Source organism: Actinophytocola sp., from assembly GCF_035712165.1.
Classification (GTDB): Bacteria; Actinomycetota; Actinomycetes; order Mycobacteriales; family Pseudonocardiaceae; genus DASYTH01.
In genome coordinates this window covers 1-26,602 of the sequence record NZ_DASTBH010000402.1, presented here as the reverse complement: position 1 = coordinate 26,602, position 26,602 = coordinate 1, and the positions used below count along the sequence as shown (strand labels likewise).

The 26,602-nt window shown below is 71.8% G+C and carries 27 protein-coding genes; 18 read left to right on the top strand and 9 right to left on the bottom strand.

Annotated features, from left to right (window positions below; all coding sequences use genetic code 11):
- Both VFO68_RS22470 and VFO68_RS22465 read left to right on the top strand, forming a co-directional pair.
- A partial coding sequence (locus VFO68_RS22470) for a transglycosylase domain-containing protein (RefSeq protein ID WP_325160333.1) occupies positions 1–2,287 on the top strand: 2,287 nt, incomplete at its 5' end.
- 140 nt (positions 2,288–2,427) lie between these two features.
- Positions 2,428–3,987: a glycosyltransferase family 87 protein gene (locus tag VFO68_RS22465; protein WP_325160335.1), complete on the top strand. Its 1,560-nt coding sequence runs from the start codon at positions 2,428–2,430 to the stop codon at positions 3,985–3,987.
- Here the strand turns inward: VFO68_RS22465 and VFO68_RS22460 are convergent.
- From VFO68_RS22460 to VFO68_RS22450, 3 genes are read right to left on the bottom strand one after another with little or no spacing between them, the layout of a single operon-like run.
- On the bottom strand, positions 3,949–4,344 hold the full coding sequence (locus VFO68_RS22460) for a DUF3052 domain-containing protein (RefSeq protein ID WP_325160332.1): 396 nt from the start codon (positions 4,342–4,344) through the stop codon (positions 3,949–3,951). The genes VFO68_RS22465 and VFO68_RS22460 overlap by 39 nt on opposite strands.
- On the bottom strand, positions 4,341–5,765 hold the full coding sequence (locus tag VFO68_RS22455) for a glycosyltransferase family 87 protein (protein ID WP_414635550.1): 1,425 nt from the start codon (positions 5,763–5,765) through the stop codon (positions 4,341–4,343). Before VFO68_RS22455 ends, VFO68_RS22460 begins: the two co-directional genes overlap by 4 nt.
- A gap of 53 nt (positions 5,766–5,818) precedes the next feature.
- A complete protein-coding gene (locus tag VFO68_RS22450) occupies positions 5,819–6,592 on the bottom strand; it encodes a deoxyribonuclease IV (RefSeq protein ID WP_325160331.1) in 774 nt (257 codons plus the stop codon).
- A gap of 199 nt (positions 6,593–6,791) precedes the next feature.
- Here VFO68_RS22450 and VFO68_RS22445 point away from each other — a divergent pair, with 199 nt between their 5' ends.
- From VFO68_RS22445 to dnaB, 6 genes are all read left to right on the top strand, one after another.
- Positions 6,792–7,739, top strand: coding sequence for a hypothetical protein (locus tag VFO68_RS22445; protein WP_325160330.1), 948 nt, complete (start codon positions 6,792–6,794; stop codon positions 7,737–7,739).
- Between the two features lie 81 nt (positions 7,740–7,820).
- Complete coding sequence (gene rpsF, locus VFO68_RS22440) at positions 7,821–8,117, top strand: 30S ribosomal protein S6 (protein WP_325160329.1); 297 nt, start codon at positions 7,821–7,823, stop codon at positions 8,115–8,117.
- Positions 8,118–8,133: 16 nt separating this feature from the next.
- Positions 8,134–8,625 (top strand): single-stranded DNA-binding protein, encoded by a 492-nt coding sequence (locus VFO68_RS22435; RefSeq protein WP_325160328.1) that lies wholly within the window; start codon positions 8,134–8,136, stop codon positions 8,623–8,625.
- A gap of 43 nt (positions 8,626–8,668) precedes the next feature.
- Positions 8,669–8,908 carry a 30S ribosomal protein S18 gene (gene rpsR, locus VFO68_RS22430; RefSeq protein ID WP_325160327.1) on the top strand — a complete coding sequence of 80 codons (240 nt, stop codon included), beginning with the start codon at positions 8,669–8,671 and terminating at the stop codon, positions 8,906–8,908.
- Positions 8,909–8,925: 17 nt separating this feature from the next.
- A complete protein-coding gene (rplI, locus tag VFO68_RS22425) occupies positions 8,926–9,375 on the top strand; it encodes a 50S ribosomal protein L9 (RefSeq protein ID WP_325160326.1) in 450 nt (149 codons plus the stop codon).
- A 526-nt stretch (positions 9,376–9,901) separates the two neighbouring features.
- Entirely contained in the window at positions 9,902–11,275 is a 1,374-nt protein-coding gene (gene dnaB / locus VFO68_RS22420; protein WP_325160325.1) for a replicative DNA helicase, read from the top strand.
- Here the strand turns inward: dnaB and VFO68_RS22415 are convergent.
- Positions 11,272–11,988 carry a DUF4328 domain-containing protein gene (locus VFO68_RS22415; protein ID WP_325160324.1) on the bottom strand — a complete coding sequence of 239 codons (717 nt, stop codon included), beginning with the start codon at positions 11,986–11,988 and terminating at the stop codon, positions 11,272–11,274. The genes dnaB and VFO68_RS22415 overlap by 4 nt on opposite strands.
- 150 nt (positions 11,989–12,138) lie before the next feature.
- Between VFO68_RS22415 and VFO68_RS22410 the strand changes: the two genes are divergently transcribed.
- Positions 12,139–12,357 (top strand): DUF2007 domain-containing protein, encoded by a 219-nt coding sequence (locus VFO68_RS22410; RefSeq protein WP_325160323.1) that lies wholly within the window; start codon positions 12,139–12,141, stop codon positions 12,355–12,357.
- Positions 12,358–12,389: 32 nt separating this feature from the next.
- Positions 12,390–12,731, top strand: a complete 342-nt coding sequence (locus VFO68_RS22405) for a metalloregulator ArsR/SmtB family transcription factor (protein WP_325160322.1) — start codon at positions 12,390–12,392, stop codon at positions 12,729–12,731.
- On the opposite strand, the gene VFO68_RS22400 is transcribed toward VFO68_RS22405, so the two are convergent.
- A complete protein-coding gene (locus VFO68_RS22400) occupies positions 12,728–13,183 on the bottom strand; it encodes a helix-turn-helix domain-containing protein (RefSeq protein WP_325160321.1) in 456 nt (151 codons plus the stop codon). The two genes, VFO68_RS22405 and VFO68_RS22400, sit on opposite strands and share 4 nt — an antisense overlap.
- A 48-nt stretch (positions 13,184–13,231) precedes the next feature.
- Between VFO68_RS22400 and VFO68_RS22395 the strand changes: the two genes are divergently transcribed.
- Positions 13,232–13,627, top strand: coding sequence for a MarR family transcriptional regulator (locus VFO68_RS22395; RefSeq protein ID WP_325160320.1), 396 nt, complete (start codon positions 13,232–13,234; stop codon positions 13,625–13,627).
- A gap of 46 nt (positions 13,628–13,673) precedes the next feature.
- Here VFO68_RS22395 and VFO68_RS22390 read toward each other — a convergent pair whose 3' ends face one another.
- The 3 genes from VFO68_RS22390 to VFO68_RS22380 all read right to left on the bottom strand — a co-directional run bounded on the left by VFO68_RS22390 (position 13,674) and on the right by VFO68_RS22380 (position 18,713).
- The gene (locus VFO68_RS22390) at positions 13,674–15,650 is read right to left on the bottom strand and encodes a hypothetical protein (protein ID WP_325160319.1); all 1,977 of its coding nucleotides are present in this window, start codon (positions 15,648–15,650) and stop codon (positions 13,674–13,676) included.
- A 124-nt stretch (positions 15,651–15,774) separates the two neighbouring features.
- Positions 15,775–16,440, bottom strand: a complete 666-nt coding sequence (locus tag VFO68_RS22385) for a hypothetical protein (RefSeq protein WP_325160318.1) — start codon at positions 16,438–16,440, stop codon at positions 15,775–15,777.
- Between the two features lie 122 nt (positions 16,441–16,562).
- Positions 16,563–18,713: a hypothetical protein gene (locus VFO68_RS22380; protein ID WP_325160317.1), complete on the bottom strand. Its 2,151-nt coding sequence runs from the start codon at positions 18,711–18,713 to the stop codon at positions 16,563–16,565.
- 61 nt (positions 18,714–18,774) lie between these two features.
- Here VFO68_RS22380 and VFO68_RS22375 point away from each other — a divergent pair, with 61 nt between their 5' ends.
- From VFO68_RS22375 to VFO68_RS22350, 6 genes are read left to right on the top strand one after another with little or no spacing between them, the layout of a single operon-like run.
- Positions 18,775–20,007 (top strand): AI-2E family transporter, encoded by a 1,233-nt coding sequence (locus tag VFO68_RS22375; RefSeq protein WP_325160316.1) that lies wholly within the window; start codon positions 18,775–18,777, stop codon positions 20,005–20,007.
- Complete coding sequence (gene macS / locus VFO68_RS22370) at positions 20,004–21,134, top strand: MacS family sensor histidine kinase (RefSeq protein WP_325160315.1); 1,131 nt, start codon at positions 20,004–20,006, stop codon at positions 21,132–21,134. Before VFO68_RS22375 ends, macS begins: the two co-directional genes overlap by 4 nt.
- On the top strand, positions 21,131–21,781 hold the full coding sequence (locus tag VFO68_RS22365) for a response regulator transcription factor (protein ID WP_325160314.1): 651 nt from the start codon (positions 21,131–21,133) through the stop codon (positions 21,779–21,781). Before macS ends, VFO68_RS22365 begins: the two co-directional genes overlap by 4 nt.
- A gap of 14 nt (positions 21,782–21,795) precedes the next feature.
- A complete protein-coding gene (locus tag VFO68_RS22360) occupies positions 21,796–22,425 on the top strand; it encodes a DUF1707 domain-containing protein (RefSeq protein WP_325160313.1) in 630 nt (209 codons plus the stop codon).
- A gap of 12 nt (positions 22,426–22,437) precedes the next feature.
- Entirely contained in the window at positions 22,438–23,469 is a 1,032-nt protein-coding gene (tdh, locus tag VFO68_RS22355; protein ID WP_325160312.1) for an L-threonine 3-dehydrogenase, read from the top strand.
- Positions 23,469–24,665, top strand: a complete 1,197-nt coding sequence (locus tag VFO68_RS22350; RefSeq protein ID WP_325160311.1) for a glycine C-acetyltransferase — start codon at positions 23,469–23,471, stop codon at positions 24,663–24,665. The genes tdh and VFO68_RS22350 overlap by 1 nt, the downstream gene beginning before the upstream one ends.
- Here the strand turns inward: VFO68_RS22350 and VFO68_RS22345 are convergent.
- A complete protein-coding gene (locus VFO68_RS22345) occupies positions 24,638–25,501 on the bottom strand; it encodes a ribokinase (protein WP_325160310.1) in 864 nt (287 codons plus the stop codon). The genes VFO68_RS22350 and VFO68_RS22345 overlap by 28 nt on opposite strands.
- A 359-nt stretch (positions 25,502–25,860) precedes the next feature.
- On the opposite strand from VFO68_RS22345, the gene VFO68_RS22340 reads away from it, so the two are divergent.
- On the top strand, positions 25,861–26,589 hold the full coding sequence (locus tag VFO68_RS22340) for a TetR/AcrR family transcriptional regulator (RefSeq protein WP_325160309.1): 729 nt from the start codon (positions 25,861–25,863) through the stop codon (positions 26,587–26,589).
- The last annotated feature ends 13 nt before the right edge of the window (positions 26,590–26,602 follow it).

Sequence of the window (26,602 nt, the reverse complement as noted above, 5' to 3'; positions counted from 1 at the left end):
CTCGCCGACGGTCGTCATCCCCGGGGCGAAGCGGGACAACTCGCGGGACCGGACCGAGGTCATGACGCCGGTCCGGCGCGCCGCCGGACCCGAGCCGGACCTGATGACGCACGGTCCGGACACCGGCACCGAAGAGCCGGTCGACGGCGCGGAGGCCACCGAGGACGAGCGCAAGGCCCGCCGCAAGAAGATCTGGCGGCGGGTTCGGCGAACCTGCTACGTGCTGCTCGGCCTGATGGTCATCGGCCCGGTGCTCGCGTTCTTCATCGCCTACCAGGTGGTCACCGTCCCGAGCCCGGACGAGATCATCGCGGAGCAGAGCCGGGTCGTCACGCTGCAGTACGCCGACGGCTCGGAGCTCGCCAAGATCACACCGAAGAACGGCGAACGGACCAACGTCGAGTACAAGGATCTGCCGCCGCAGGTCTTACACGCGGTGTTCGCGGCCGAGGACGCCACGTTCATGACCAACTCCGGCTTCGACATCACCGGCGTGATGCGGGCCGGCTGGAACCAGGTCACCGGTGGCGAGGGCGGCGGCTCGACGATCACCCAGCAGTACATCAAGAAGGCCACCGGCAACTCCGAGAAGACCCTGACCCGTAAGGGCCTCGAGGTCGTCAAGGCCTACAAGATGAACCGCACGTACTCCAAAGAGCAGATCATCCAGGCCTACCTGAACACGATCTTCTTCGGCCGCAACAGCTATGGCATCGCCGCGGCTTCCAAGGCCTACTACGCCAAGCCGGACCTCAAGACGCTCACCCCGTCCGAGGCCGCCCTGCTCGCCGGCATGATCCAGAGTCCGAGCCGCTACACGGACACCGAGTACATGCAGCGGCGCTGGAACTACGTGATGGACCAGATGGTCGCCAACAACTGGATCACGGCGCAGGAGCGCGCGGCCGCCCAGTTCCCCACGCCGGTGGACTACGCCCAGACCAAGGCCAAGGCGACCACCGACGCCAAGGGCCTGATCCAGAAGCAGGTGCTCGACGAGCTCGAGCAGGCGCCGTTCGGGCTGACCGAGGAGGACATCCAGCGCGGCGGGTACACCATTCTCACCACGATCGACCCGAAGGCCCAGCAGCTCGCCGAGCAGGCGGTCGCCGACGTGATGAAGGGACAGCCGGAGAACCTGCGTCCGGCGCTGGTCGCGGTCGACCCGAAGACCGGTCAGGTCAAGGCCTACTACGGCGGAGCGGACGGGATCGGCATCGACTGGGCGTCCCAGGCACAGGAACCCGGCTCGTCGTTCAAGCCGTTCGACCTGGTGGCCCTGCTCAAGACGGGCAAGGGCCTCGGCGAGACCTACGACGGCAGTTCGCCGCGCACCTTCAAGGGCGGGCTGACCGTGCGCAACTCGGAGAACGCGCAGTGCAAGCCGTGCCCGGTCTCCGACGCGATGCGGCGCTCGATCAACACGGTGTTCTACGAGATCGCGATCGACGTCGGCACCGACAAGGTGGCCGACGCCGCGCACCAGGCGGGCATCACCTCCGACCTCGGCCACGACAACGGCGGCAAGCCGACCACGGGTATCGCCATCGGCGGTGACAAGACCCAGGTCAGCACGCTGGAGATGGCCTCGGCCTACGCGACCTTCGCGGCCCGGGGGATATACCGCACGCCGCACCTGGTGGCCAAGGTGCTCAACCCGGACGGGTCGGACTACATCGCGGGCACCCCCCAGGAGAAGCCCGCCTTCGACACCAACGCCAAGAACAACGCCAAGATCGCCCGCAACGTCACCGAGTCGCTGCTGTCGATCCCGAAGTCCTCCGGCATCCCGTGTGCGGACGGCCGGCTGTGTGCCGGCAAGACCGGCACCCACCAGCTCGGGGAGACCGCGGACAACGCCAAGGCCTGGATGGTCGGCTACACGCCGCAGCTGTCCACCGCGGTGTCGATGAGCGGCGCCAAGGGCGAGGCGATCCGGAACAAGCAGAACAAGATCATTTTCGGCGCCGGCCTGCCCGGCCAGATCTGGCAGAAGTTCATGGACAGCTACCACAAGGCGTTCAAGCTGCCCAAGGAGGACTTCGGCAAGTACGAGGCGATCGGCAAGGAGGCCAGCCCCTCCTCCAGCGCGCCCAAGCCACCGCCCAGCCAGGGCCAGCAGCCCCCGCCAGGGAATGGCAACGGAAATGGCAACGGGAACGGGAACGGCGGCGGGACCAACCCGACCGAGCCCACCCGGACGCGGACGCCCACGCCCCGCCCGACGATCCCGGTGGACCCACCCGGACCCGGTGACGGGGGCGGCGTGGTCGAGCCGAACCGCTAGCCCCGTACCATCGCCGCGTGCCAGGGGTCGAGCCGGACGGTGCCGCCGGCAGTGCTGACGGTGACGGTCCGGACACCGCTGACGTAGTCGTCCCGGTCGAGGACGACGAGCCGGTTACCGACGAGTCGGCCACCGACGAGTTGGCGCGCGGGGACACCGACTCGCGCAGCGCCACCGACCGCGTGGTGCCCACCTGGACCGAGCCGCTGGCCGCCGGGGGGAGCACGCCGTTCGGCGGCCGGCTGGGCCGGCACGCGGTCATCGGCCGGCACTGGTTCTGGACCCCGCTGCGGGTCTGCCTGCTGCTCGCCGTGGCCACCCTGGCACTGGGCTGGTTCACCAAGGCGGCCTGCGCCCAGCAGTTCTTCAACGAGGACAGCAAGGTGCTGGAGCTGGACTGGCGGTCCAACCGGCCGTTCGCCGCCATGTGCTACTCCGACATCGTCCCGCTGTACTCGGCGGAACGGCTGGACAAGGGCGGCTTCCCGTACCGCACCCTGTGGATCGACGACGAGGGCAAGCCCACCGCGCACGTCCGGTACATGGAGTACCCGGTGCTGACCGGGCTGTTCCAGTGGGTCAACGCCAAGCTCGCGCAGGGCTGGGTGGCGCTGGCCGACTCGCCGTGGGTCCCCAACGGCCTGCCGGTGGTGATCTACTTCGACATCTCCGCGTTCTGGCTGGCCCTGGCCTGGCTGGCCACCGTCTGGGCGGTGCTGAAGCTGGCCGGAAGAAGACCCTGGGACGCCGCGCTGGTGGCGGTGTCGCCGCTGGTGGCCGTGCACGCCTTCACCAACTTCGACACGCTGGCCACCGCCTGCGCCGCGGCCGGACTGCTGGCCTGGGCCCGGCGCAGACCGGTGCTCGCCGGGGTGCTGCTCGGCATCGGCGGGGCGGCCAAGCTGTACCCGCTGTTCCTGCTCGGGCCGCTGCTGGTGCTGTGTGTCCGGGCGCGCAAGGTGAGCGTGTGGCAGACCACCGCGCTCACCGCGGGCTTCACCTGGGTCGCGGTGAACTTCCCGATCTGGTACGCGTACCGGGACGGTTGGTGGGAGTTCTTCCGCCGCAACGCCTTACGCGGCGCAGACCCCGACTCGATCTACAACGTGATCAGCCAGTTCACCGGCTGGGCCGGGTTCGACGGCCCGCTGGGCTTCCAGCAGTCCCCGAGCGTGCTCAACGCGGTGAGCGCCCTGCTGTTCGTGGCCTGCTGCGCCGGAGTCACCTTCATCGCCCTGCACGCGCCGGTGCGTCCCCGGATCGCGTCGTTGAGCTTCCTCGTGGTGGCGGCGTTTCTGCTGACCAACAAGGTGTGGAGCCCGCAGTACTCGCTGTGGCTGGTGCCACTGGCCGTGCTGGCGGTGCCGCGCTGGAAACCGCTGCTCGCCTGGATGGCGATCGACGCGCTGGTCTGGGTGCCCCGGATGATGTTCTACCTCGGCGTGGACCCGAACGAGGGGAAGAAGGGTCTGCCGGTGGAGTGGTTCATGAGCGCTGTGGTGCTCCGGGACCTGGTCGTGATCGGCCTGTGCGTGCTGGTGGTCTACGAGATCTACCACCCGGCGCGGGATCTGGTCCGGGCCGGCGGTGTGGACGATCCGGCCGGCGGCGTGCTGGACGGGGCACCGGATCGTTTCACGTTGAACATGACCAGACGGCGGTCAGCGGTCGGCCAGCCGGCGGACGAGCTTCAGTCCTGACCAGACCTCGTCCACCGCGCACACCTTCACGTCCACCAACCCGGCCGCGAGGGCGTGTTCCCGGACCACGTTCTCGGTGAGGTCGGTCGGCACCCCGGAGGCCTTCTTCGGCCAGGCGACCCACAGGCCGCCGTCGACCGCGGTCCGCCGCACCGCGGCGGGCCAGCCGGCGCGTAGCCGGGACAGCGTCGGGCAGAACATCAGCACCACGTCGTAGGGCTCGCCGCCGGCCCGGCGGTGGTGCGGGTGGCCGAGCTCGAAGCCGGCCGGCGCCCCGCTGACCAGCACCCGGGACGACTCCTTGATCCCCAGCTTGACCGGGAGCGGCTTGCCGGAGTAGCCGGCCGGCCGGGTCACGGGCCGGCGCGTACGGGTTCGGCCGGCGCCTCGCCGCTCGGTTCCGGCAGGTCGTCGGTGGTGGCCCGGGCCGCAAGGAACGCCACGAACAGCCCGACCAGCAGCGCGGCCCGGCCCCACACCCCGATCATCACCGCCTGCGCGGCGAAGTTGTCGTAGATGCCGCTCTTCTGCACCGTGATCTCGTAGTACCAGCGGAAGATCCCGATCCCCATGGCCAGGTCGGCGAGGAAGTACGCCACGATCCAGGTCCACCTGATCCGCAGCAGCACGAACATCGGCACCAGCCACAGCGTGTACTGCGGCGAGTGCACCTTGTGCAGCAACAGGAACCCGCACAGCATGGCGGCCGAGACCGGCACCCACGGGTAGGTGCCCTCCCGCCGGTAGCGCAGCCAGCCCAGCACGCAGGCCAGCACGAACGAGGCCAGGATCGTGGTCATGGACAGCAGGCTGATCAGATCCTGCGTCCCGACGTTCTCCGGCTCGGAGTACGGCCGAAACGCCCAGAACCAGATGGAGTTCGTGGTGATGTCCGCCTTGCGCTGCCACTGGAACTCGAAGGACGCCTTCCAGCCCTCGTAGCCGGCCAGCATGAACGGCAGGTTCACCGCGATCGCCGTGCCGATCGCGACGCCGGCCACGCGCGCGGCGCCCGCGTAGTCGAAGCGCTTGCCGGCGGGCAGTTCGGCGCCGCCCCGGCCGCCGGTGAGCACGTACAGCATCAGCGGCAGCACGAAGATCGCCGGGTAGACCTTGAACGCGAAGCCGAGGCCGAGCAGCACCGCCGCGGCGGTGGCCCGCTCGATCAGCGGCCGGTCCACGCCGCGCCGGCCCCAGCCGCGGTGCATCACGTACACGGCCGCCACCGCGCACAGCACCACCGGCAGTTCCCAGTTGTGGAACGCGTAGAGCACCAGCGGCGGCCCGAGCGCCCAGATCAGCGCTCGCCAGCGGGACAGCCGACCGAGCAGCCAGGCGGTGAGCAACCCGAACGGCGCCAACAGGATCGCCGAGGCGAGCAGGTACTGCGCGTCGTTGCTGGCGAACCAGCCCGAGACCCAGATCAGCATGCCGGTCAGCACCGGGTACTCGACGACACCGCCGATCAGTTCGCCCTTGTCGTTGAGCGAACCGTGGATGTAGGGGAAGACCTTCCGATCGATGTCCCGGCCGATCCACAGGTACTGGATGTCGGAGTAGCAGACGTCCTTCTTGTTGCGGATCTGGAAGTCCTCGGCGGCGCCGACACTGCGGCCCAGCTCGTTGAACTCCGGACCGGTGCACCGGTTCTTGTTGGCGAACCCGAGCACCATCGTCACGCCGCAGAGCAGCACGATGATCGCGAGCGCGGTCCGGCCGAGCTGGCCGCCCGGGCCGGTGGACTTCACGCCGGGCGCCGCACCCGCTTCGTCCGGCACCCTGTCGTCCACCTTCCCTGTCAACGGAACCGCCGCCTCGGCCGGCACGGCGGTCACCGCCCCAGCGCCGCGCGGAGGAACGCGATGTCCTCGGCCTGGCCCTGCGCCGGAGTCTCCACGACGACCGGAGCCCCGGCCGCCCGCACCACGCCGACCAGCTGATCGGGATCGATGGTGCCAGTGGCGATGTTGGCATGCCGGTCCCGGGCCGATCCGAACTCGTCCCGGGAGCTGTTCAGATGCACCAGGTCGATCCGGCCGGTGATGGCCAGCACCCGGTCGACGATCCCGTCCAGGTCCTCGCCCGCCGCGAAGGCGTGGCAGGTGTCCAGGCAGAAGCCGGCGCCGAACTCGGCCACCTCGTCCCAGAGCCGGGCCAGCATGTCGAAGCCGCGGGCCATCGCGTTGTCCCCGCCCGCCGTGTTCTCGATCAGGATCGGCAGCGGAAAGCCGCCCGCCTCACCGGCCTGCCGCTCGAAGAACTTGCGCCAGTTGCTCAGCCCGTCGGCCGGGTCCTCGCCCCGGGTCACGTGCCCGCCGTGCACGATCAGGCCGGCCGCCCCGATCTTGGCCGCCTGGTCCGCGTGCTGGGTGACCGTCTTGCGGGACGGGATGCGGATCCGGTTGTTGGTGGAGGCGATGTTGACCGGGTAGGGGGAGTGCACGAACACGCGCAGCCCGGCGTCGGCGAGGGCCTCGGCCTGCGGGTGCGGCTGCGGGGTCTTCCAGCTCTGCGGGTCGCCCAGAAAGAACTGCACCACCTCGGCTTTCCGCTCGAGGGCGCCGCCGAGCACGTCCTCGGCGTGGATGTGGGCGCCAATGCTCATGGACAGCGAGCCTAGTAGGTCGAAGTGGGGCCTCGGTGCGCTCGTCGAACCACATGATGGTAATTCGGGCCGGGACGGTTGGACCGTCCGGTTTCCGGACATTCCTAGGATGTGGTCTTGGCCGCCGTCACCGCGCCGGGCTACCGTCGTTTACTTGGTAGTAACTACTACTGGCCGGTACGGCACCGGAGGGAGCAGGATGCGACGGCGCTTCGCGATCGCGCTGGTGCTGGTCTTCGCCGGTTGCCTGGCCGCGTTGGCCTCCGCCGGCACCGCGACCGCCGCCCCGCCCCCGATCGTCGTCGGTAGCTGCGCCACCTCGGTGCAGGGCGTCCCCGGCCAGCCCGTCTCGCTGGCCCCCGGCGCCGTGCTCGGCGTGGTGGTCGACGCCGTGCGCGCGGTGGATCCGCTCAACCTGCTCTGGCCCACCGCGCAGAACACCTTCGCCGCGCTGCCGCCGATCCCGATCGGCGCGCTGCCCACCGGCACCGGATACATCACCGGTGGCACGATCGCCTCCGCCGTGGTCGCCGAGTTGAACAAGATCCCCCTGCTCGGCCCGGTGATCGTCGCTGTCACCGGCACCGTCCAGGGCAGCCTGACCAGCCTGTGCGGTATCACCGTGACCGGCGCCAACGCCGCGGCCGCACCGGTGCAGGACGGTGCCAAGGCCGTCGCCGACGCCTCCCAGCAGGCCACCGCCGGCGTGCTGCCGGGTGCCCCGCCGCTGCCCGGCAACCCGCCCGCGCCGGTCCCGGGCGGAGGTGGCGGCCAGCAGAGCCCGCCGCCCGCCGGGGCCAACCAGCCGGTGGTCGGCGGCGCGTCCGGCGGCTCCGGACTGAGCCAGTACCTCTGGGGCCGCGCGCCGATGGCCGACTACGGCTCGATCCCGTTCGCGGCCGCCGGCCTGTTCGCCCCCGCGCCCGGTGTGCGCTACGGCGGGACGGTGGCCGGCTACACGCCCCAGTTCGGCGTTCTCGGAGCGGACCCGCAGGACGGCGTCCGGGTGGCCGGCAACGCCGAGGCGCTGCACCCGAAGAGCGGGACCCGCGTCGCGCTTCCGGTGCTGCTGGCCGTCTTCGCCCTGTCCGGCGTGACCGCCGCCCTGGTCCGCACCTGGGTGCTGCGCAGGACGCCGGCCGGCTGAGCTAAACTCTGCCGTTGAGAAAGACCCCTCCTGCCACGGAGAGTCCGTGGCCGCCGAGTCCACAGGAGGTGAGTGGTCTTCATGCGTCATTACGAAGTCATGGTCATCCTTGATCCCACGCTCGACGAGCGCACGGTCGCGCCGTCGCTGGACACGTTCCTCAACGTGATCCGCACGTCGGGCGGCAACGTCGAGAAGGTCGACGTGTGGGGCAAGCGCCGGTTGTCGTTCGAGATCAAGAAGCACGCCGAGGGCATCTACGCCGTGCTCGACGTGAACGCCGACCCGGACGCCGTCAAGGAGCTCGACCGTCAGCTGTCGCTTCAGGAGTCGGTGCTGCGGACTAAGGTCCTGCGTCGGGACCCCGCCGGAGCCTGAACCAAGGAGGCACGCTGTGGCTGGTGACACAACGCTGACCGTGATCGGCAACTTGACCGCCGATCCAGAGCTGCGGTTCACACCGTCCGGAGCGGCGGTGGCGAGCTTCACCGTCGCGTCGACCCCGCGCACCTTCGACCGCGCGAGCGGCGAGTGGAAGGACGGCGAAGCCCTCTTCCTGCGCTGCAACATCTGGCGGCAGGCGGCGGAGAACGTGGCCGAGTCGCTCACCCGCGGCGCCCGCGTCATCGTGAGCGGCCGGCTCAAGCAGCGTTCCTTCGAGACCCGCGAGGGCGAGAAGCGGACCGTCATCGAGCTCGACGTGGACGAGATCGGGCCTTCCCTGCGGTACGCCACCGCGAAGGTCAACAAGGTCAGCCGCGGCGGAGGCAGCGGAGGCGGTGGCGGTTACGGCGCCGCGGGCGGACCGTCCGCGCCGCCGGACGACCCGTGGGGCTCGGCTCCGCCGGCCGGCTCCGGCGGGTACGCCGAGGAACCTCCGTTCTGACCCACAAATCCCAGACTTGCTTTGACATCACAGGAGCACACCCGTGGCAAAGCCACCCATTCGTAAGCCCAAGAAGAAGATCTGCGTGTTCTGCAAGGGCAAGGACGCGCAGCTGATCGACTACAAGGACACCACGCTGCTGCGGAAGTACATCTCCGACCGCGGCAAGATCCGGGCCCGCCGGGTGACCGGCAACTGCAGCCAGCACCAGCGCGACGTCGCCGTCGCGGTGAAGAACGCCCGCGAGATGGCGCTGCTGCCCTACACCTCGACCGCCCGCTGAGTTCAGGAGCGCACACCGTGAAGCTCATCCTCACCACCGATGTGAGCGGTCTCGGCGGTCCCGGCGACCTCGTCGAGGTCAAGGACGGCTACGGCCGCAACTACCTGCTGCCCCGCGGCCTGGCCATCATGGCCACCAAGGGTGCGGCCAAGCAGGTGCAGACGATCCGACGGGCGCAGGACGCCCGCCGGGTCCGCGACCTCGACCACGCCAAGGAGATCAAGGGCGTGCTCGAGGACCTCAAGGTGACGCTGAAGGCCAAGGCGGCGCCGGGCTCCGGCAAGCTGTTCGGCTCGGTGACCACCGCCGACGTGGTGTCGGCGATCCGCACCGCAGGCGGTCCGCCGCTGGACAAGCGCACCGTCGAGTTGGCCGGCCACATCAAGGCCGTCGGCAGCCACCCGGTCACCGTCCGGCTGCACCCGGACGTCACCGCGGAGCTCAAGCTCGACGTCACGCCCAGCTGACCCGCCCAGAACACCACCGACCGCCCAGCCGTTGATCTTCGGCTGGGCGGTCGGCGCGTGTCGGGCCGGTGCCGGTCAGTACTCAGTGGACTGTTGACAACTCTCTGCGACGGCGCGCCCGCGACACGCCGAACGCCGCGTCTCCCGCGACACGCCGGACAATTTTCGGCCACCTTATCCACAGTCTGTGCACATACCCTGACCTGCTCGTTCGATCGAACATCCGGCTACTGTCCACAGGTTGTCCCCAGCTTCCCGGCGGACTGTGGTCAGTTGTGGGCGGCCATCCCCAACCTGTCCCCAGCGGCGTCCCCAAGGCGGTTTGCGTCGCACGGTTCGGCGGCTCTACCGTCCGTCGGGCGGTGGGCGCCGCCCCGACCGGCGCCCGCCGCGAACGCACTGCCCACCCGGGCCACGAGTGCGGGAATCCGACACGCCGGGACCGGGATTCTTGGTCCGGCGGTGCCGCGTGGGTATGGTAGTTTCGAACACCCGTGCGACGGCGGCGAGGGATTGGGGAGCGACCGTGGCGTTGACCGATGACCGGCCGTCGCCGTCCCCCGTGGACGCGACCGGGCTGGACCGGCAGCCGCCACAGGATCTGGCCGCCGAACAGAGCGTGCTGGGCGGCATGCTGCTGTCCAAGGACGCCATCGCCGACGTGGTCGAGGTGCTCCGCTCCGGCGACTTCTACCGGCCGGCCCACCAGCTCATCTACGACTCCGTGCTGGACCTCTACGGCCGGGGCGAGCCGGCCGACGCGGTGATGGTGGCCGCCGAGCTGGAGCGGCGCGGGGAGATCCGCCGGGTGGGCGGCGCGCCCTACCTGCACACCCTGATCGCCACCGTGCCGACCGCGGCGAACGCCGGCTACTACGCGGAGATCGTCGCCGAGAAGGCGATCCTGCGCCGCCTGGTGGAGGCCGGCACCCGGATCGTCCAGCTCGGCTACGCCGGCGCCGACGGCGCGGACGTCAACGAGGTGGTGGACCGCGCCCAGGCGTCCATCTACGAGGTCACCGAGCGCCGGATGAGCGAGGACTACGTCGCGCTCGAGGAGCTCCTGCAGCCCACCATGGACGAGATCGACGCCATCGCCTCCCGGGGCGGCTCGTCCCTCGGCGTCCCCACCGGCTTCGTCGACCTCGACGAGGTCACCAACGGCCTGCACGCCGGCCAAATGATCATCATCGCGGCCCGTCCGGGTATCGGGAAGTCGACCCTGGGACTTGATCTCGCCCGGTCCTGCTCGGTGCGGCACGGGATGAGCAGCGTGATCTTCTCGCTGGAGATGAGCCGGACCGAGATCGTGATGCGGATGCTGTCTGCCGAGGCGCGGATCCGGTTGCAGGACATGCGCGGCGGGCGGATGAGCGACGACGACTGGACCCGGCTGGCCCGGCGGATGAGTGAGATCAGCGAGGCGCCGCTGTTCATCGACGACTCGCCGAACATGACCATGATGGAGATCCGGGCCAAGGCGCGCCGGCTCAAGCAGCGGCACGACCTGAAGCTGATCGTGGTCGACTACATGCAGCTGATGTCCTCCGGCAAACGGGTCGAGTCGCGGCAGCAGGAGGTTTCGGAGTTCTCCCGCCAGCTCAAGCTGCTGGCCAAGGAGCTCGAGGTGCCGGTGGTCGCGATCAGCCAGCTCAACCGCGGGCCGGAGCAGCGCACCGACAAACGCCCGATGCTCGCCGACCTCCGGGAAAGTGGCTCCCTGGAACAGGATGCCGACATGGTCATCCTGATCCACCGCCCGGACGCCTGGGAGCGCGACGACCCCCGCGCCGGCGAGGCCGACCTGATTCTCGCCAAGCACCGCGCCGGCCCCACCACCACCGTCACCGTCGCCCACCAGCTGCACTACAGCCGGTTCGCCGATCTCGCCCAGGGCTAGGGAGAGCTCGCGGCTTCGGTGCCGAACTCCGGTGGTGCGTCCGGGGCTACCCGGGGGGTCTGCTGCCACCGGGTGATCTGGCGCATCACGATGACCAGGGCGATGCCGGCGCCGGTCAGCGCGACGACCTGTGCGCTCTGGGCGACGGCCGCGGCCTGCAGGTCCTCCACGTGGTAGCCGGTCAGACTGGCGGCGGCGAGCCGGTCGAGCACCCAGCCGGCCAGGTACATACCCCACCACCACCGCAGCAGGGTGGAGCCGGGCACGGTCTGCAGGTCGTACAGGTCCTTCGGGTTGTCCGGCCGGCTGGCCCGGTAGACGTCGTCGACGACCTGGAACGGGAACCAGAAAAAGACCACCGGGGTGATCCACGAGCCGATCGCCCACCCCCGGCCACGCCGGTGCGGCGCGTCCGTGAGCACCTCGGAGTTGCGCCGGGCCCGCCACAGCCAGACCAGGAAGACGACGGCCGCGGCCAACTGGACGGCCAGGACGGCCCAGCCGAGCGTCCGGGTGAGCCGGTCGGCGTCGAGCAGGTCGGCCATGCCCACGCCCGGATCGTCGGCCAGGAAGTCCTGCACCAGGCCGTAGGCGTTCCACAGGGACCAGGCGAAGGCCAGGTTCAGCACGATGACGAGGCCGAACAGGATGGCCGAGGCCAGGCCGGCCTCACCGACCCGACGGAGCCGCACGGCAGCCTGCTGTTCGATCATGTTGCCCCCCAGTGGTTTTCTCAGCCGAGTTCGAGTCCGTGGATGACGAATCCTCATCGACCGGACCGGCTTCGGCAAGTCTCATTTTGGGCAGTTGACAAGGCTTGGCCCGGCCCGGAGCCTGGGGTCAGGACCGGCCAAGGGGGTTCGATGATCGAGTTGATGCGCACCAACGATCCGGTGTTGATCTCGTTCGCCACGTCGGTGCTGGATGACGCCGGCATCGCGCACAGCGTGGCGGACGGCTTCATGAGCGCGATCGACGGTTCGATCGGCGCGATCCAACGCCGGATCATGGTCGCCGAGGACCGCCGCGACGACGCCCGGGCACTGCTGACCGACGCCGGGGTCACTGTTAATCAGGATTGACTTATATAACCAGTCGTTGCGACAGTTGGTCCGTGCACGCCTTCGACGTCCTGGGGGACCCGGTCCGGCGGCGGATCCTGGAGTTGCTGGCCGACGGTGAGCGGACCTCGGGGGCGGTCACCGCGGTGATCCAGGACGAGTTCGGCATCTCCCAGCCGGCGGTGTCCCAGCACCTGCGGGTGCTGCGGGAGAGCGGGTTCACCGTCGTGCGGGCCGAGGGCACCCGCCGGCTGTACGCGGTGGACGCCGGCCCGCTGCGCGAGATCGACCAGTGGCTGGAGCGGTTCCGCGGGTTCTGGAACCAGCACCTGGACGCGCTGGCCACCGAGTTGGCCCGGGGCCGGCGCGAGCGGCGCGTCCGGGGCGAGAGCTAGCCGGTCAGCGCGGCGTAGGAGTCCACGAACCGGGTGAGCAACCGGGCGAACGTGGCGACCTGACCGGGCGACCAGTCCGCCATCGCCTCGGCGAACATCGACTGCCGGAACTCGTGCACCCGCCCGGCGTGGCGCGTCCCGGTGCGGGTCAGGCGGAGCAGGGTGCGCCGGCCGTCCTCCTGATCGGCCCGGCGCTCCACCAGCCCCGCCTCGACCGCCCTGGCCACCAGTCGGCTCGCCCGCGGCTGGTCCACACCGAGGGCGGCGGCGATGCCGGACACGGTGGCCGGCTGATGCCGCTCCACCGCGTCGACGACCGCGGTCAGGGTCGGGTCCACCCGGTCGCCGGAGCGCTGCTGGCTGACCCGGGCCAGGGTGCGGCGCTGCTGCAGTCGCCTGATCTCCACCATGGCCCGCTCGACCGCCGCCACGTCCGCGACCCGTTCGCTCATACATGCTATCTTACATTTAATTGTATTTTGACATGTAATGGAGGATCGATGGACCGGCCGATCGGCTACTGGCTCAAGGAGGTGGACCGGCTGATCGACGCCGACTTCACCCGGCAACTGGCCGGCGAAGGGCTCACCCGCCGGCACTGGCAGGTGCTCAACGTCCTGGCCACGGGCGTGGCCGGCCAGGACGAGCTCGACCGCGCGCTGGCTCCGTTCCTGACCGGCGCCGAGCCGAGCACCGCACCGGTGCTGGCCGAGCTGGCCGGCCGCGGCTGGGTCACCGGCCACACCCTGACCGACGCCGGCCGGGCCGCGCACACCGCGGTCGCCGACCGGGTCCGGGCCGGCCGGCTCCGGCTGACCGAGGGCATCAGTGCCGAGGAGTACGCCACCGCGGTCGCCGTGCTGGAACGGATGGCCGCCAACGCGACGGAAGGCTGACGCCGGGCCCGAGGAGTCACCGGGCCCGGCGCCCGGACCGGTCCGCTCAGCCGAACAGGCCGGCCAGCTTGGACCGGGTGTCCGCCAGCGACGCGCTGCGTCGCAACTCGACCGGATGCAACGACCGCGCGGTGTCCAAACCGGACAGTGCCGGAACGCGCGCCGGAGCCGTCCGGCCATCCAGCGCCCGGCCCGCCACGAACCCACCGGTCCCGTCGGTGCTGACCGGCCCACCGGCCACCGAGCCGGTGTCGGCGAGCACGGCCGAGTCACTCGTCCCGCCGGCCGCGACGGTGTTGCCGAACACCTGGGCCGGCAGCGCGAAGGCCGTCTGGACGACGTTGCCCGACGCGGTGGCCGCCGTGCCGCTGGTGTCGTTGCCGCCGCCCGCGGTGGAGACCGTGCGCGTCCGCGCCACGGATCCGGTCCGGCCGAGCACCCCGACGCCGTTGCCCATCACCTGGACCGGTCCGGCCAACGCGGCCTGCACGATGTTGGCCGAGCCGAGCCCGCCCGGATCGGTCGCGTCGGCGAAGCCGCCCGAGGACGACTGCTTGGTCTCCACCGCCCGCGCGTCGGCCGAACCGAGCACCGCACCGGCCGTGCCGAACACCTCGGCCGGCTGGCTGACCGGCAGCGCCACCACGTTTCCGCCGCCCAACGCGCCGGTGCCGGAGGTCCCGGCGCGGCCGCCGGAGCCGGTCCGGGACACGCCGTCCGCGCACGCCGCCGCGTGCCCGGCCACCCCGACCGCGGTGCCGAACACCTCGACCGGACCGCTGACGCCGGGGCCGGCCAGGTTGCCGGACAGCACGCTGTGGTCGCCGAAGCTGTACAGCGGACCGCCCGCCGCCGAGGACATCGCGTTCGACTGGGCGGACCAGGCGCTCCCACCCACCGCGACCGCGTGGGCGAACACCTCGGCCGGCACGGCCGCCGCCGGGCCGGCCACGTTGCCGGACAGCAGGCCGCCGTTGCCGTCGCTGCCCGCCGCTCCACCGGCCCACGCCGCGCTGTCGCTGGCACACTGCGCACCGGCCTGGCCCAGCACGGCGAGCCCGGCACAGTCCGCGAGAACCGGACCGGACAGCGCGGGCTCGGCCACATTGCCGGCCAGCAGCCCGGACTCGCCCGAGGTGAGCACCGCGGCCGGCGCGCCCCACCGGCCCGGCAGCGTGCCGCTCGACCTGGCCCGGGCCATGCTGGTGGACCGGCTCGTGGCCCGGCCGCCCACACCGACCGCGGCGCCGTTCGCCTCGACCGGAACCGCGACCGGGACCAGGCCGACGTTGCCGGACCCGGCGCCGCCGGACCCGGTGGACACGATCGAACCGCCGGCCACGCCGCCGGTGCTGGCCTGCGAGACCGAGGTCGCGCCGCCGAGCACGGCCAGCGCGTTTCCGGTCACCTGCACCGGGGTCGCGCCGTGCCCGGCGAGCACGTTGCCGGCCAGCGTCCCGCCCCGCCCGCCGGTCGTGATGTCGCCGAGGGCCTCGGCGTGCTGCGTGGAGTGGCTGGCCGTGCAGGCGTCGCCGAGCGCGCCGACGGCGTTGCCGGTGACCTGCACCGGCACCGCCCAGTCCAGCACCGCCGCGTTGCCGGACAGCGGACCGTGGCCCGAGGTCCGCACCGGACGAGCGGTCCCGACGTGCTGCGCCGAGGAGTTCCGGACGCAGGCGTCGCCGCCGAGCGCGAGGGCGTTGCCGGAGACGTCCACCGGCACGACCAGGTCGGCGGCGACCCGGTTGCCGCGCACCGGGGCGCAACCGGTCGCGCACCCACCGGTGAGCGACTCCGGCCGGATCGCGACGGTCCGCGCCGCGCGCGGCGTCCGGACCGGCCCCACCGGGGTGCCGACCACGTTGTCGCCGGCGTTGACCGGCACCACGATCGCACCGTCCAGCGCGGACGCCGGCCGGTCCGGGCTGACGTTCTCGTCGGCCGACGCGATGCCGGTGCCCAACATCAACAGACCACCTGTGAGCAGCGCGGTCTGGATCCCACGCTTCGCCCAGGTATGCATCGAAGATCTCCTTCCGTTGTCCCTTGCGGGGCTTGGCCGGGTGGCCGGGACGCGGGCACGTCAGGGCAGCGGCCACCCGAGTACTCGGGGTGTGTGTGAAACCGGGATCGGGGCGCGGAAGGCCTCAGTCCGGAGTGACGCCGGGCTGCGCGCCCGGTCGGGTGGCCGGGACCTCGTCCTCGGCCCGGGGCGCCGGCACCCCGTTCTGGATGCGGCGGCCGGCGGTGCCGGGCAGGGCCGCGAACAGGGGTGGGCTCTGGCCACCGGCGGATCCGGAGGGGCCGGAGCAGGGCTGTGGCACGACCGGCGTCGGGGCGAGGACCGGCGCGGACGGCGGTTGCGGCGCCGGCGCGGTCACCCGGGCGGCCGACCCGGCGGGTCGGGCGGAGCCACCGGCCCGCGAGCCGGGCGGAGCGGCGGCGGACGGTTCGCCGGCAGGAGGCACGAGGGATGGAGGCTCGTGCGCGCCGCCACCCAGGTGGTGCTCGGCGCCCGGGCGGTCGCTCCGGCCGAGCCCGGCTCCGGCGGCCGGGACCCGCGGCAGCGGGCCGATCGGCTCGACGAGCTCACGGCCGGCCTGGACGACCGGCACCGGGGCCAGGATCTGCTCGGCTCGGCAGACCACTGTGGACAGACCGGGAAGCGCGGGCAACCCGCACGACGGCTCGGCCGCGGCGGTCGCGGACCCGATGAGCCACGCGATCGCCGTTCCCGCAACGGATCCACCGACGACCAACAGCACCCGGCACAGGATGCGCCGGGCGGCCGCGCCGGAGGAAGAGCTGTCCACAGTAGACGTACCGTTCGGGTGGGGGTTCGGGAGTCGTGCAGCGGTGAGACTCGCATCCCGGACGCCCGCGATGCACGCTCCGGCCGAAGAGTGTCCCCGATCGTGTGACAGGAACGGCGTTCTCAGCCGCGCCGCAGCACCCGGGTCGCTCCGGCCGCGGCCGTCGTGGCGAGCACCCAGCCGGCCGCGGTCAGGGTGGCCGCGACCCACTGGGACGCCCCGGAGAGCTGCCACTGCTTGTCCTGGCCGAGATCCACGATCGGCAGCACCAGGTCGGTGGCCAGCAGCGCCGGGTTCCACACCGGCTGCTGCCCCGGGTCCAGCCGAGCCATCTGATGTCCGGCGAACCACAGCGTGCCGAACAGCCAGAACACGGCCAGCCACACGATGGCCAGCCACGGCCGGTACCCGTAGCCGACCGTCCAGTCCTGCAGCCGTCCCCAGATCCGGCCGAGCAGGTGCTGCTCGGCGTAACGCCGGCGCTGCCGCTCCAGCTGCACCTGCCGGGCCAGCTCCTCCTCACCGCCGGTGCGGTACGTCGCCGCCAGCTGCTCGTAGGCGCCCGGCGCGAAGTCCGGCTGCACCGCCCGCAACCAGCGCAACCGGGTGCGCACGCCGACCTCCGGGCTCGAGGCGATCGCCCCGTAGCCGAAGTCGTCCAACTCCACCCCGCCGGTCGCCGCCCACAGCCCGGGACCGTCCACAACGGACACCACCCGTGCCCGGGACAGCACCACCCGGCCGCGCGGCGGGCGGTCGGGCGGGAAGGACAGCACCAACTCCTGGGCGGTCAGGCCGTAGCCGGACAGCGCGACCGCGGTGACCGGCTGGCCCGGCCTGCTCCGCCCGCCCAGCCGGGCGCCGGCGAACGTGGCCAGCTTGCCCACCTCGACCGCCCGGACCCGCACCCCGCCCATCGCCCGGAAACCGCCGCCGCACAGCAGGTCCTTGCCGATCGTGGCCACCCGGGCGTCCAGCGATGGCTTCACCGAACCGTTCGGCCGCAGCCTCGGCTTGATCAGCCGGGCGCCCGAGCAGTCCAGGCTGGAGCCGATGTGTGCGTTCTGCAGCCGAACCGAGCCGCTGATCAGCGCCCGGCGCAGGAACAGCGTGCCGCCCACCCGCAGCCGGTCGGCGAACAGCGCGTCGACGGCCGGACCGGACAGCCGCATCGCCGACAGGCTGGCGCTGCCGTGCACCGTGGCGTCGGCCAGCCGCACCTGGCCGTAGGCCCGCAGCCCGGCCCGGCCGCGCGCCTCCACGTCGCCGCCCACCTCCACCCCGTCGGCGACCAGCGCGACCGGAACCCGGTCCACCGGCCGGCCGGCCTGGAACGAGGCGGACAACCCGGGCACCACCTCGGGCCGGCCGATGGTCGCGTCGGCCAGCCGCAGATGGCCGCCGATCCGGGCGCTGCGCAGCCCGACCGCGCCCGCGGCCACGAAACCGTCGTCCAACCGCAGGTCACCCTCCACGGTCAGGCGCTGGGCGTCGAGCACGAACCGGCCGTCGACCGAACCGTGCGGCACCACCGAGACCTGGCCGTCCTCCAGGGTCGGGTCGTGCAGCGCCGCCCCGGAGAACACCGCGTCGCCACCGATCCGGGCGCCGGCGAGCACCACCCGCCCGGCCGTGTCGAACCGGCCGCCCTTCGCGTCGCAGAACAGGTTTCCGGCCACCACCAGGCCGGCCGCCTCCAGCGCGTGCCCGCCCGGATGGACCAGCCGGGCACCGGTCAGGTGCACGCTGCCGCCGACGTTGGCACCCCGTAACCGCACCTCGCCGTCGGCCCGCAGCGCGGCCGCGGTGATCGAGCCGGACACCCGCAGCCGGGCGGCCAGCAGGGCGTTGCCGCCGGGTCTGCGCAGCACCGCGCCGGACAGCCGGACCGTCCCGTCCACCGTCGCGTCGGTCAGGTCCACGGTGCCGGTGCTGGTGAAACCGGCCTCCAGCACCAGGTCGCTGCCCACCCGGAGGTTGCGGGCCAGCAGCCCGGGCACCCGCGCGCCGCGCAGCGACAGCCCGACCAGCCGGGCCTTCATCAGCCGGGGCGGGTGCTCGAAGACGCACCGGCGCAGCGCGATCACGGCATCCACCGTGCGCCCCTCGAGATCCAGCCGGCCGGTGATGTGCGCCCGGTCGAGCCGCAGCGCCGGGCCGCCCGCGCCGGTCAGCAGCTCGGCCAGCAGCTCCGCGGCGACCGCGCCGCCGTCGAGGTCCAGCCGCGTGCCGTCCCGCATCGCGGCCGCGACCACGCCCTCGATGTCACCCACCGGCACATGACATCAGACGCCAGCTCCCCAAAAGTCCTGTTCGGCAGATACGGTTGCGCCGATGAGCAGAGCTATCAAGAACCGGGTCGCCGGACTCAAACACCCCCAGACCGGCGGCGCCCCGACCGACGTCACCGAACTGGTGCCGAAGGGGCTGCGGGTGGCCGCCGCACTGTCCTGGCGGTTCCTGTTCGTGATCGCCGCGGTCTACGTGATCCTGTGGCTGATCGGCTACTTCTTCCACCTGTTCCTCCCGGTGGCGGTGGCGCTGCTGCTGGCCGCGCTGATGGCCCCGGCGGTGGACCGGCTGGTGAGCGTGAACGTGCCGCGCGGGCTGTCCGCGGCCATGGTCCTGATCGCCGGCATCGCGCTGCTCGGCGGGGTGCTCACCTTCGTGATCATCCAGTTCATCGACGGCCTGCCCGACCTGCAGAACCAGGTCTCGGACAGCCTCGACCAGATCAGGAACTGGCTGACCAACGGGCCCTGGCACATCGAGAGCGAGCAGATCAACACCTGGGTGGACAACGCCGTCAGGACGATCAAGGAGAACCAGGCCGCGATCACCTCGGGCGCGATCACCACGGCGACCACCATCGGCGAGGTGCTCACCGGCTTCCTGCTGACGCTGTTCACCCTGATCTTCTTCCTCTACGACGGCCGGTCCATCTGGACCTGGGTGACCCGCGGTTTCCCGGCGCGGGTGCGCGACCGGGTGGACGTCGCCGGACGGCGCGGGTTCACCGCCCTGGTCAGCTACGTGCGCGCAACCGTCCTGGTGGCGCTGTTCGACGCGGTCGGCATCGGGGTCGGGCTGTGGATCCTCGGGGTCCCGCTGGTGATCCCGCTGGCCGCGCTGGTCTTCCTCGGCGCCTTCATCCCGATCCTGGGCTCGCTGCTGGCGGGCACGGTCGCCGTGCTGGTCGCGCTGGTCGCCAACGGCTTCATCACCGCGCTGATCGTGCTGGCCATCGTCGTGGCCGTGATGCAGATCGAGGGCCACGTGCTGCAGCCGCTGCTGCTCGGCCGCGCGGTCAAGCTGCACCCGCTCGCGGTGGTGCTGGCGATCGCCGCCGGCCTGATCGCGGCCGGGATCGCCGGCGCCCTGATCGCCGTGCCGCTGCTCGCCGTGGTCAACGCCGCGGTCAAGTCGCTGCTGCACGACGAGATCACCGATCCCGACCTGGTCGACCCGATCGAACAGTCCCGGGACGAGATCGGCTCGGACGACGGTGAGCCCGGCCCGGAGGACGAGGAGCGGATGTCGGCCGAGGAGAGCGCCGAGCGACCATGACCGGCCGAGGTACCCCGCCCCAGGATCCGACCACTCCACTGTGGTGGGGGGCGGTGGTGCTGCGGGTGCTGACCCTGGCCTTCGCCGCCGGCGTGGTGATCGTGCACTACGACAGCTACGCCCGGCCCGGCGTCGCGGTGCTGGTGGTCGGGGTGATGACCGCCTGGACCGCGCTGACCACCGTGGCGTACCTGCTCCCGGCCGGGCGCCGGTTCGGCGTCGCCGTGCTCGACCTGGTGGTGTGCTGCGCGTGCATGACCAGCTCGCTGGTCGCGCTGACCGAGGACCAGCTCACCGTGTGGGCCGCCCCGCTGCTGCCGACCATCTGGGTGACCGGCGCGGTCGCGGCCGGCGCACTGTGCGGCGGCCCGGTCGCCGGAGCCGTGTTCGGCGCCGTGATCTCCGCGTTCAACTACGGCGTGCGGGGCTTCGCGGACACCGACCTGACCCGCGACGCGGTGCTGCTGATCGGCGCCGGCTTCGTGCTCGGCATCGCCGCCAGCACCTCCCGGCGCGCGGCCGAGCGGCTGGCCAGGGCGCTGCGCGCGGAGGCGGCGACCGCGGAGCGGGAACGGCTGGCCCGATCGATCCACGACGGGGTGCTGCAGGTCCTGGCCCGGGTCAGCAAGCGCGGCAACGAGCTGGGCGGCGAGGCCGCGGAGCTGGCCCGGCTGGCCGGCGAGCAGGAGGTGGCGCTGCGTTCGCTGGTGGCCGCCGGACCGCCCGCTCCGACCGAGGACGGCACCGGCGACCTCTCGCCCGGCCTGCAGCTGCTGGCCACCGACCGGGTGCAGGTGTCCGTTCCGGCGACGCCCGTCCCGTTGCCGGCCGGCACCGTGACCGAGCTGGTCTCGCTGGTCCGCGAGGCCCTGGTCAACGTGGAACGACACGCCGGCCCCGACGCCCACGCCTGGGTGCTGGTCGAGGACCTCGGCACCGAGGTGGTGGTCAGCGTGCGGGACGACGGCGCCGGCATTCCCACCGGCCGGCTCGAGGCGGCGCAGGCCGAGGGCCGGATGGGCATCGCCCGGTCGATCCGGGGCCGGGTGAGCGGTCTCGGCGGCACCGTGGTCCTGGACACCGCCCCGGACGCCGGCACCGAATGGGAGGTGCGGGTGCCGAGATGACCACGCCGATTTCCGTGATGGTGGTCGACGACCACCCGATGTGGCGCGACGGGGTGGCCCGTGACCTGACCGAGCGGGGGTTCGACGTCCGGGCGACGGCCGGCGACGCGGCCGCGGCGGTGCGGATCGCCACCGCGGTGCGGCCCGACGTGGTGCTGATGGACCTCAACCTGGGCAGTGTCTCCGGGGTCGAGGCGATCCGGCAGCTCAGCGCGACGCTGGCCGGCACCCGGGTGCTGGTGCTCTCGGCCAGCGGCGAACACGCGGACGTCCTGGAGGCGGTCAAGGCCGGCGCCTCGGGCTACCTGGTCAAGTCCGCGTCGGCGGCGGAACTGGTGGACGCCGTGCGGCGGACCGCGGCCGGCGACACCGTGTTCACCGCCGGTCTGGCCGGCCTGGTGCTCGGCGAGTACCGCCGGATGGCGGCCGAACCGGAGGACAGCGGTCCCCGGCTGTCCGAGCGGGAGACCGAGGTGCTGCGCCTGGTGGCCAAGGGGCTGACCGCCCGGCAGATCGCCGACCGGCTGTTCCTGTCCCACCGCACCGTGGAGAACCACGTGCAGTCCACGCTGCGCAAGCTTCAGCTGCACAACCGGGTCGAGCTGGCCCGCTACGCCATCGAACACGGCCTGGACACCGAGGGCTGAGTACGGTTGAGGCCGTGACCGAGCACCCTGCCGTGGACCCGAAGACCCTGCGGGTGTCCGACGCCGAGCGGGAGCATGTCGTCGGGCTGCTGCAGAAGGCGATCGGCCAGGGGCTGATCACCCTGGACGAGTTCACCAGCCGCACCGACATCGCGCTGGCCGCCAAGACCAGAGGTGAGCTCAACACCGTGCTGGTCGATCTGCCGGGCCTGGTGCACCGGGAGGCGAACTCCCCGCGCCGTCAGGAACCGCTCGAGCTCCGCTCGACGATGTCGACGCTGCGGCGCACGGGACGCTGGGTGGTGCCGCGCACCGTCGTGGTGCGCAACCGGATGGGCTCGACCTCGCTGGACTTCACCGATGCCCGCATCGAGCACCCGGAAGTGCAGCTCGAACTGGATGTGACCGGCGGATCGGTGGAGCTGCTGCTGCCGCCGAAGGCCACGGTCGACGCCGACGACGTCGCGGTGAACGCCGGCAGCATCAAGGACCGGGTCGGTCCGGGCGACGAGGTGGGTCAGCCACACTTCACCGTGTCCGGCTCGATCCGGGCCGGGTCGCTCAAGATCAGACGGCCCACCTATGTTCGGATCGGCGCGCTGGTCATCCGCTTTCCGTGGAAGATCAGCTGGGATCGGGACTAGGAGAGGAATTTCGTGAAGGCTCTGGTCAAGGTTGCCCAGGGTCCCGGCCTTGAGCTGACCGAGGTGCCGGATCCGGCGCCGGGACCGGGCGATGTCGTGCTCCGCGTGCTGCGCACCGGAATCTGCGGCACCGACCTGCACATCGACGCCTGGGACGACTGGGCGGCCCGCACCATCGACCCCCCGCTGGTGATCGGGCACGAGTTCGTCGGCGAGGTGGTCGAGGTCGGGTCGGCGGTGACCAGGGTGGCGGTCGGCGACCTGGCCAGCGGGGAGGGCCACCTGATCTGCGGCACCTGCCGCAACTGCAAGGCCGGACGGCGGCACCTGTGCGCCAACACCCGGGGGCTCGGAGTGCACGTCCCCGGCGCGTTCGCGCAGTACGCGGTGCTGCCCGAGCAGAACACCTGGGTGCACACCTACGACGTGGACCTCGACATCGCCGCGATCTTCGACCCGTTCGGCAATGCCGTGCACACCGCGCTGGCCTTCCCGGTGTTCGGCGAGGACGTGCTGATCACCGGCGCCGGTCCGATCGGCCTGATGGCGGCCGCGGTGGCCAAGCACGCGGGCGCCCGGCACGTCGTGATCACCGACGTGAGCGAGCACCGGCTGGAGCTGGCCCGCAAGCTCGGGGTGGACCTGGCCCTGGACGTGAGCGAGCGGGCGATCGGCGACGTGTACGGCCAGCTCGCCATGAGCGAGGGCTTCGACGTCGGCATGGAGATGTCCGGCCAGCCCTCGGCGCTGCGCGAGATGATCGCGAACATGACCCACGGCGGCCGGATCGCAATGCTCGGCCTGCCGGCCGAGGAGATCGCCATCGACTGGAGCACGGTGGTGCTCAAGATGCTCACCGTGAAGGGCATCTACGGCCGGGAGATGTTCGAGACCTGGTACGCGATGTCGGTGCTGCTGCAGGCGGGCCTCGACCTGTCCCCGGTGATCACGCACCGGTTCGGCTACACCGACTACAAGTCCGCCTTCGCCACCGCGCGGCTGGGCCGGTGCGGGAAGGTCATTCTCGACTGGACGGAGAGTTGATGTTCGGCACGATGCGGGACGACCTGGAGACCACCCTGGCCGAGATCCGCGCCGCCGGGCTGTACAAGGCGGAACGGGTGATCGGCACCCCACAGAACGCGGCGGTGCGGGTCGGCGGCGGCCCGGAGGTGCTGAACTTCTGCGCCAACAACTACCTCGGCCTTGCCGACCATCCCGCACTCGTCGCGACCGCCCGGGACGCGCTGGACCGGTGGGGGTTCGGCATGGCGTCGGTGCGGTTCATCTGCGGCACCCAGCAGCCGCACAAGGATTTGGAGCGCCGGCTGTCGGAGTTTCTCGGCACCGAGGACACGATCCTGTACAGCTCCTGCTTCGACGCCAACGGCGGGCTGTTCGAGACGCTGCTCGGCGAGCGGGACGCGGTGATCTCCGACGAGCTCAACCACGCGTCGATCATCGACGGCGTCCGGCTGTGCAAGGCCCGCCGGCTGCGCTACCGCAACCGGGACATGGCCGACCTGGAGACCCAGCTCAAGGACGCCGCGGACGCCCGGTACCGGTTGATCGCCACCGACGGCGTGTTCTCCATGGACGGCTACTTCGCCCCGCTGGACGAGATCTGCGACCTGGCCGAACGGTACGACGCGCTGGTCATGGTGGACGACTCGCACGCGGTCGGGTTCATCGGCGAGACCGGTCGGGGCACGCCGGAGCGGTTCGGGGTGACCGACCGGGTCGACATCACCACCGGCACGCTGGGCAAGGCGCTCGGCGGCGCCAGCGGCGGCTACACCTCGGGCCGCGCGCAGATCATCGAGCTGCTGCGGCAGCGCTCGCGGCCCTACCTGTTCTCCAACTCACTGGCGCCGTCGATCACCGCGGCGGCGCTGGCCGCCCTGGATCTGCTGGGTTCGTCGGGCGAGCTGCTGGATCGGCTGCGGGACAACACCGCGCTGTTCCGGAGCCGGATGACCGAGGCCGGGTTCGACCTGCTGCCCGGGGAGCACCCGATCGTTCCGGTGATGATCGGCGACGCGGCGCTGGCGGGCCGGATGGCCGATCTGTTACTGGACCAGGGGATCTACGTGATCGGCTTCTCCTACCCGGTGGTGCCGCACGGCAAGGCCCGGATCCGGGTGCAGCTCTCGGCGGCGCACTCCGGTGACGACGTCAACCGGGCCGTGGACGCGTTCGTCGCGGCCCGCGCTCAGCTCAGTTCGGCGGCCGACGGGTAGGACGGCGCCGCGCCGGGCCTGGTCACCGAGATCGCGGCCACGCGGGCGGCGAAGGTGGCCGCCTCGGCCAGGCCGGAGCCGGACGCGAGGCCGACCGCGAGCGCGCCGGTGAACGCATCGCCGGCGCCGGTGGTGTCCACCGCCGTGACCGCGGGCGCGGCGATCTCCGCCACCCCGTCCTCCCGGGTGAGCACCAGCGCCCCCCGGGCGCCGAGGGTGACCACCACCGACCGGGGGCCGAGGTCGAGCAGCGCCCCGAAGTCGCCGGTGGCGCCGAGCCAGGCCGCCTCGTGCTCGTTGACCACCAACGGATCCAGCACCGCCAGGGTCGTGGCCGACAGCCGGGCCACCGGCGAGAGGTTGACCACCGGCCGCACCCCGCGCGCGGCGGCCGCGGCCACGGCGTACTCGACCACCGGGACCGGCACCTCCAGCGAGGCGACCAGCACCTGGCCACCGGCCAGCGGCACCCGGTCCACGTCGGCGGCGGTGAGCGCGTGGTTGGCCCCTGGCGACACCACGATCGCGTTCTCCCCGTCCGGGGTGACCGTGATGTAGGCGATCCCGGTCGGCCGGTCGGCCCGGCGCACCGCCGAGCCGTCCACCCCGGCCGCCCGCAGCGACTCCACCAGCAGATCCCCGTAGCCGTCCGGACCGACCGCGCCGAGGAAGCTCACCCGGCCGCCGAGCCGGGCGGCGGCGACCGCGGTGTTGGCGCCCTTGCCGCCGGGCAGCACGGCCGTGTCCGAACCGAGCACGGTCTCACCCGCCTGCGGCCGCCGGTCCACCCGCACCACGAGGTCGGCGTTGGCCGAGCCGAGCACCAGTACGTCCACGAACGAATTCTGCCGTGCGGGGCCGGACGGGCACGCGGTAGATCCGGTTGGTCGCCGCCCGTGACCAGCGGGGCTGCCGGAATGCCCAACCCGCAAGTAACCGTATGCAACTGTGAATGAAAAGCAGGATGGTGGGATCCCCGGTGCCACAATGTTCGTCAACTCTTCCGAGCGGTGTGGACACCGCTCGCCAGAGCCCACGCCAGGTTCCCAAACCCGGCGTCGGGGCCCGGCTCATGCCGGGCTCCGCGCTGCCGGCGCCGATCGCGTAGCCCCCCGAGCGGTCGGTGCCGGCGGCGCGGTACCCACCCTGCCCTGTCGCGGTGTGCCGTAATGTCGGGTTCAGGGACAGGAGGACGATGACGGCGGCCACTCGGCGCGAGCGGGGCAAGGCGGAGACCGACAGAGAGATCCGCCAGCAGGCCCGTGCGCTGCTCGTCGACCTGGGTCCGGAGGCGGTCACCTTGCGGGCGATCGCCCGCAAGGTGGGCATCACCGCGCCGGCGCTGTACCGCTACTACACCTCGCGCGAGGACCTGATCGAGCACATCCGCACGGACATCTGCACCGATCTGGCCGACGAGCTCAACGCCGACCTCGCCCAACTGCCGCCGCACGACGTGCTCGGCCAGGTGCTGGCCATCTGCCGGGGGTTCCGCCGCTGGGCGATCGCCCACCCGCAGGAGTTCAGCCTGGTCTTCGCCTCACCGGCCGACCCGGCCGGCGACACGCAGATCGTGGTGCCCACGTCCGACCCGTTCGGCCAGGTGTTCCTCGCGGTGGCGGCGAAGGTGCTGGCCACGACGACGCTCGCGGCCCCGCAGGACGACTCGGTGCCCGCCGAGCTTCGGGCCGACCTGGACACCTTCCGCGCCAACCTGGTGGCGACCATCACCGCGGCCGGCTACCCGCTCGCGGCGGACGCGATCGGGGTCGGCACCGCCTACACGATCCTCAAGTTCTGGGTCCGGCTCTACGGGCAGATCGCGCTGGAGGTGTTCGGCCGGTTCCCGTTCGCGGTGGCCAAACCGGAGCCGCTGTTCGAGGCGCTACTGGCCGACATCCTGCTGCAGGTCGGGCTCAACTGACCGACTCGGCCAC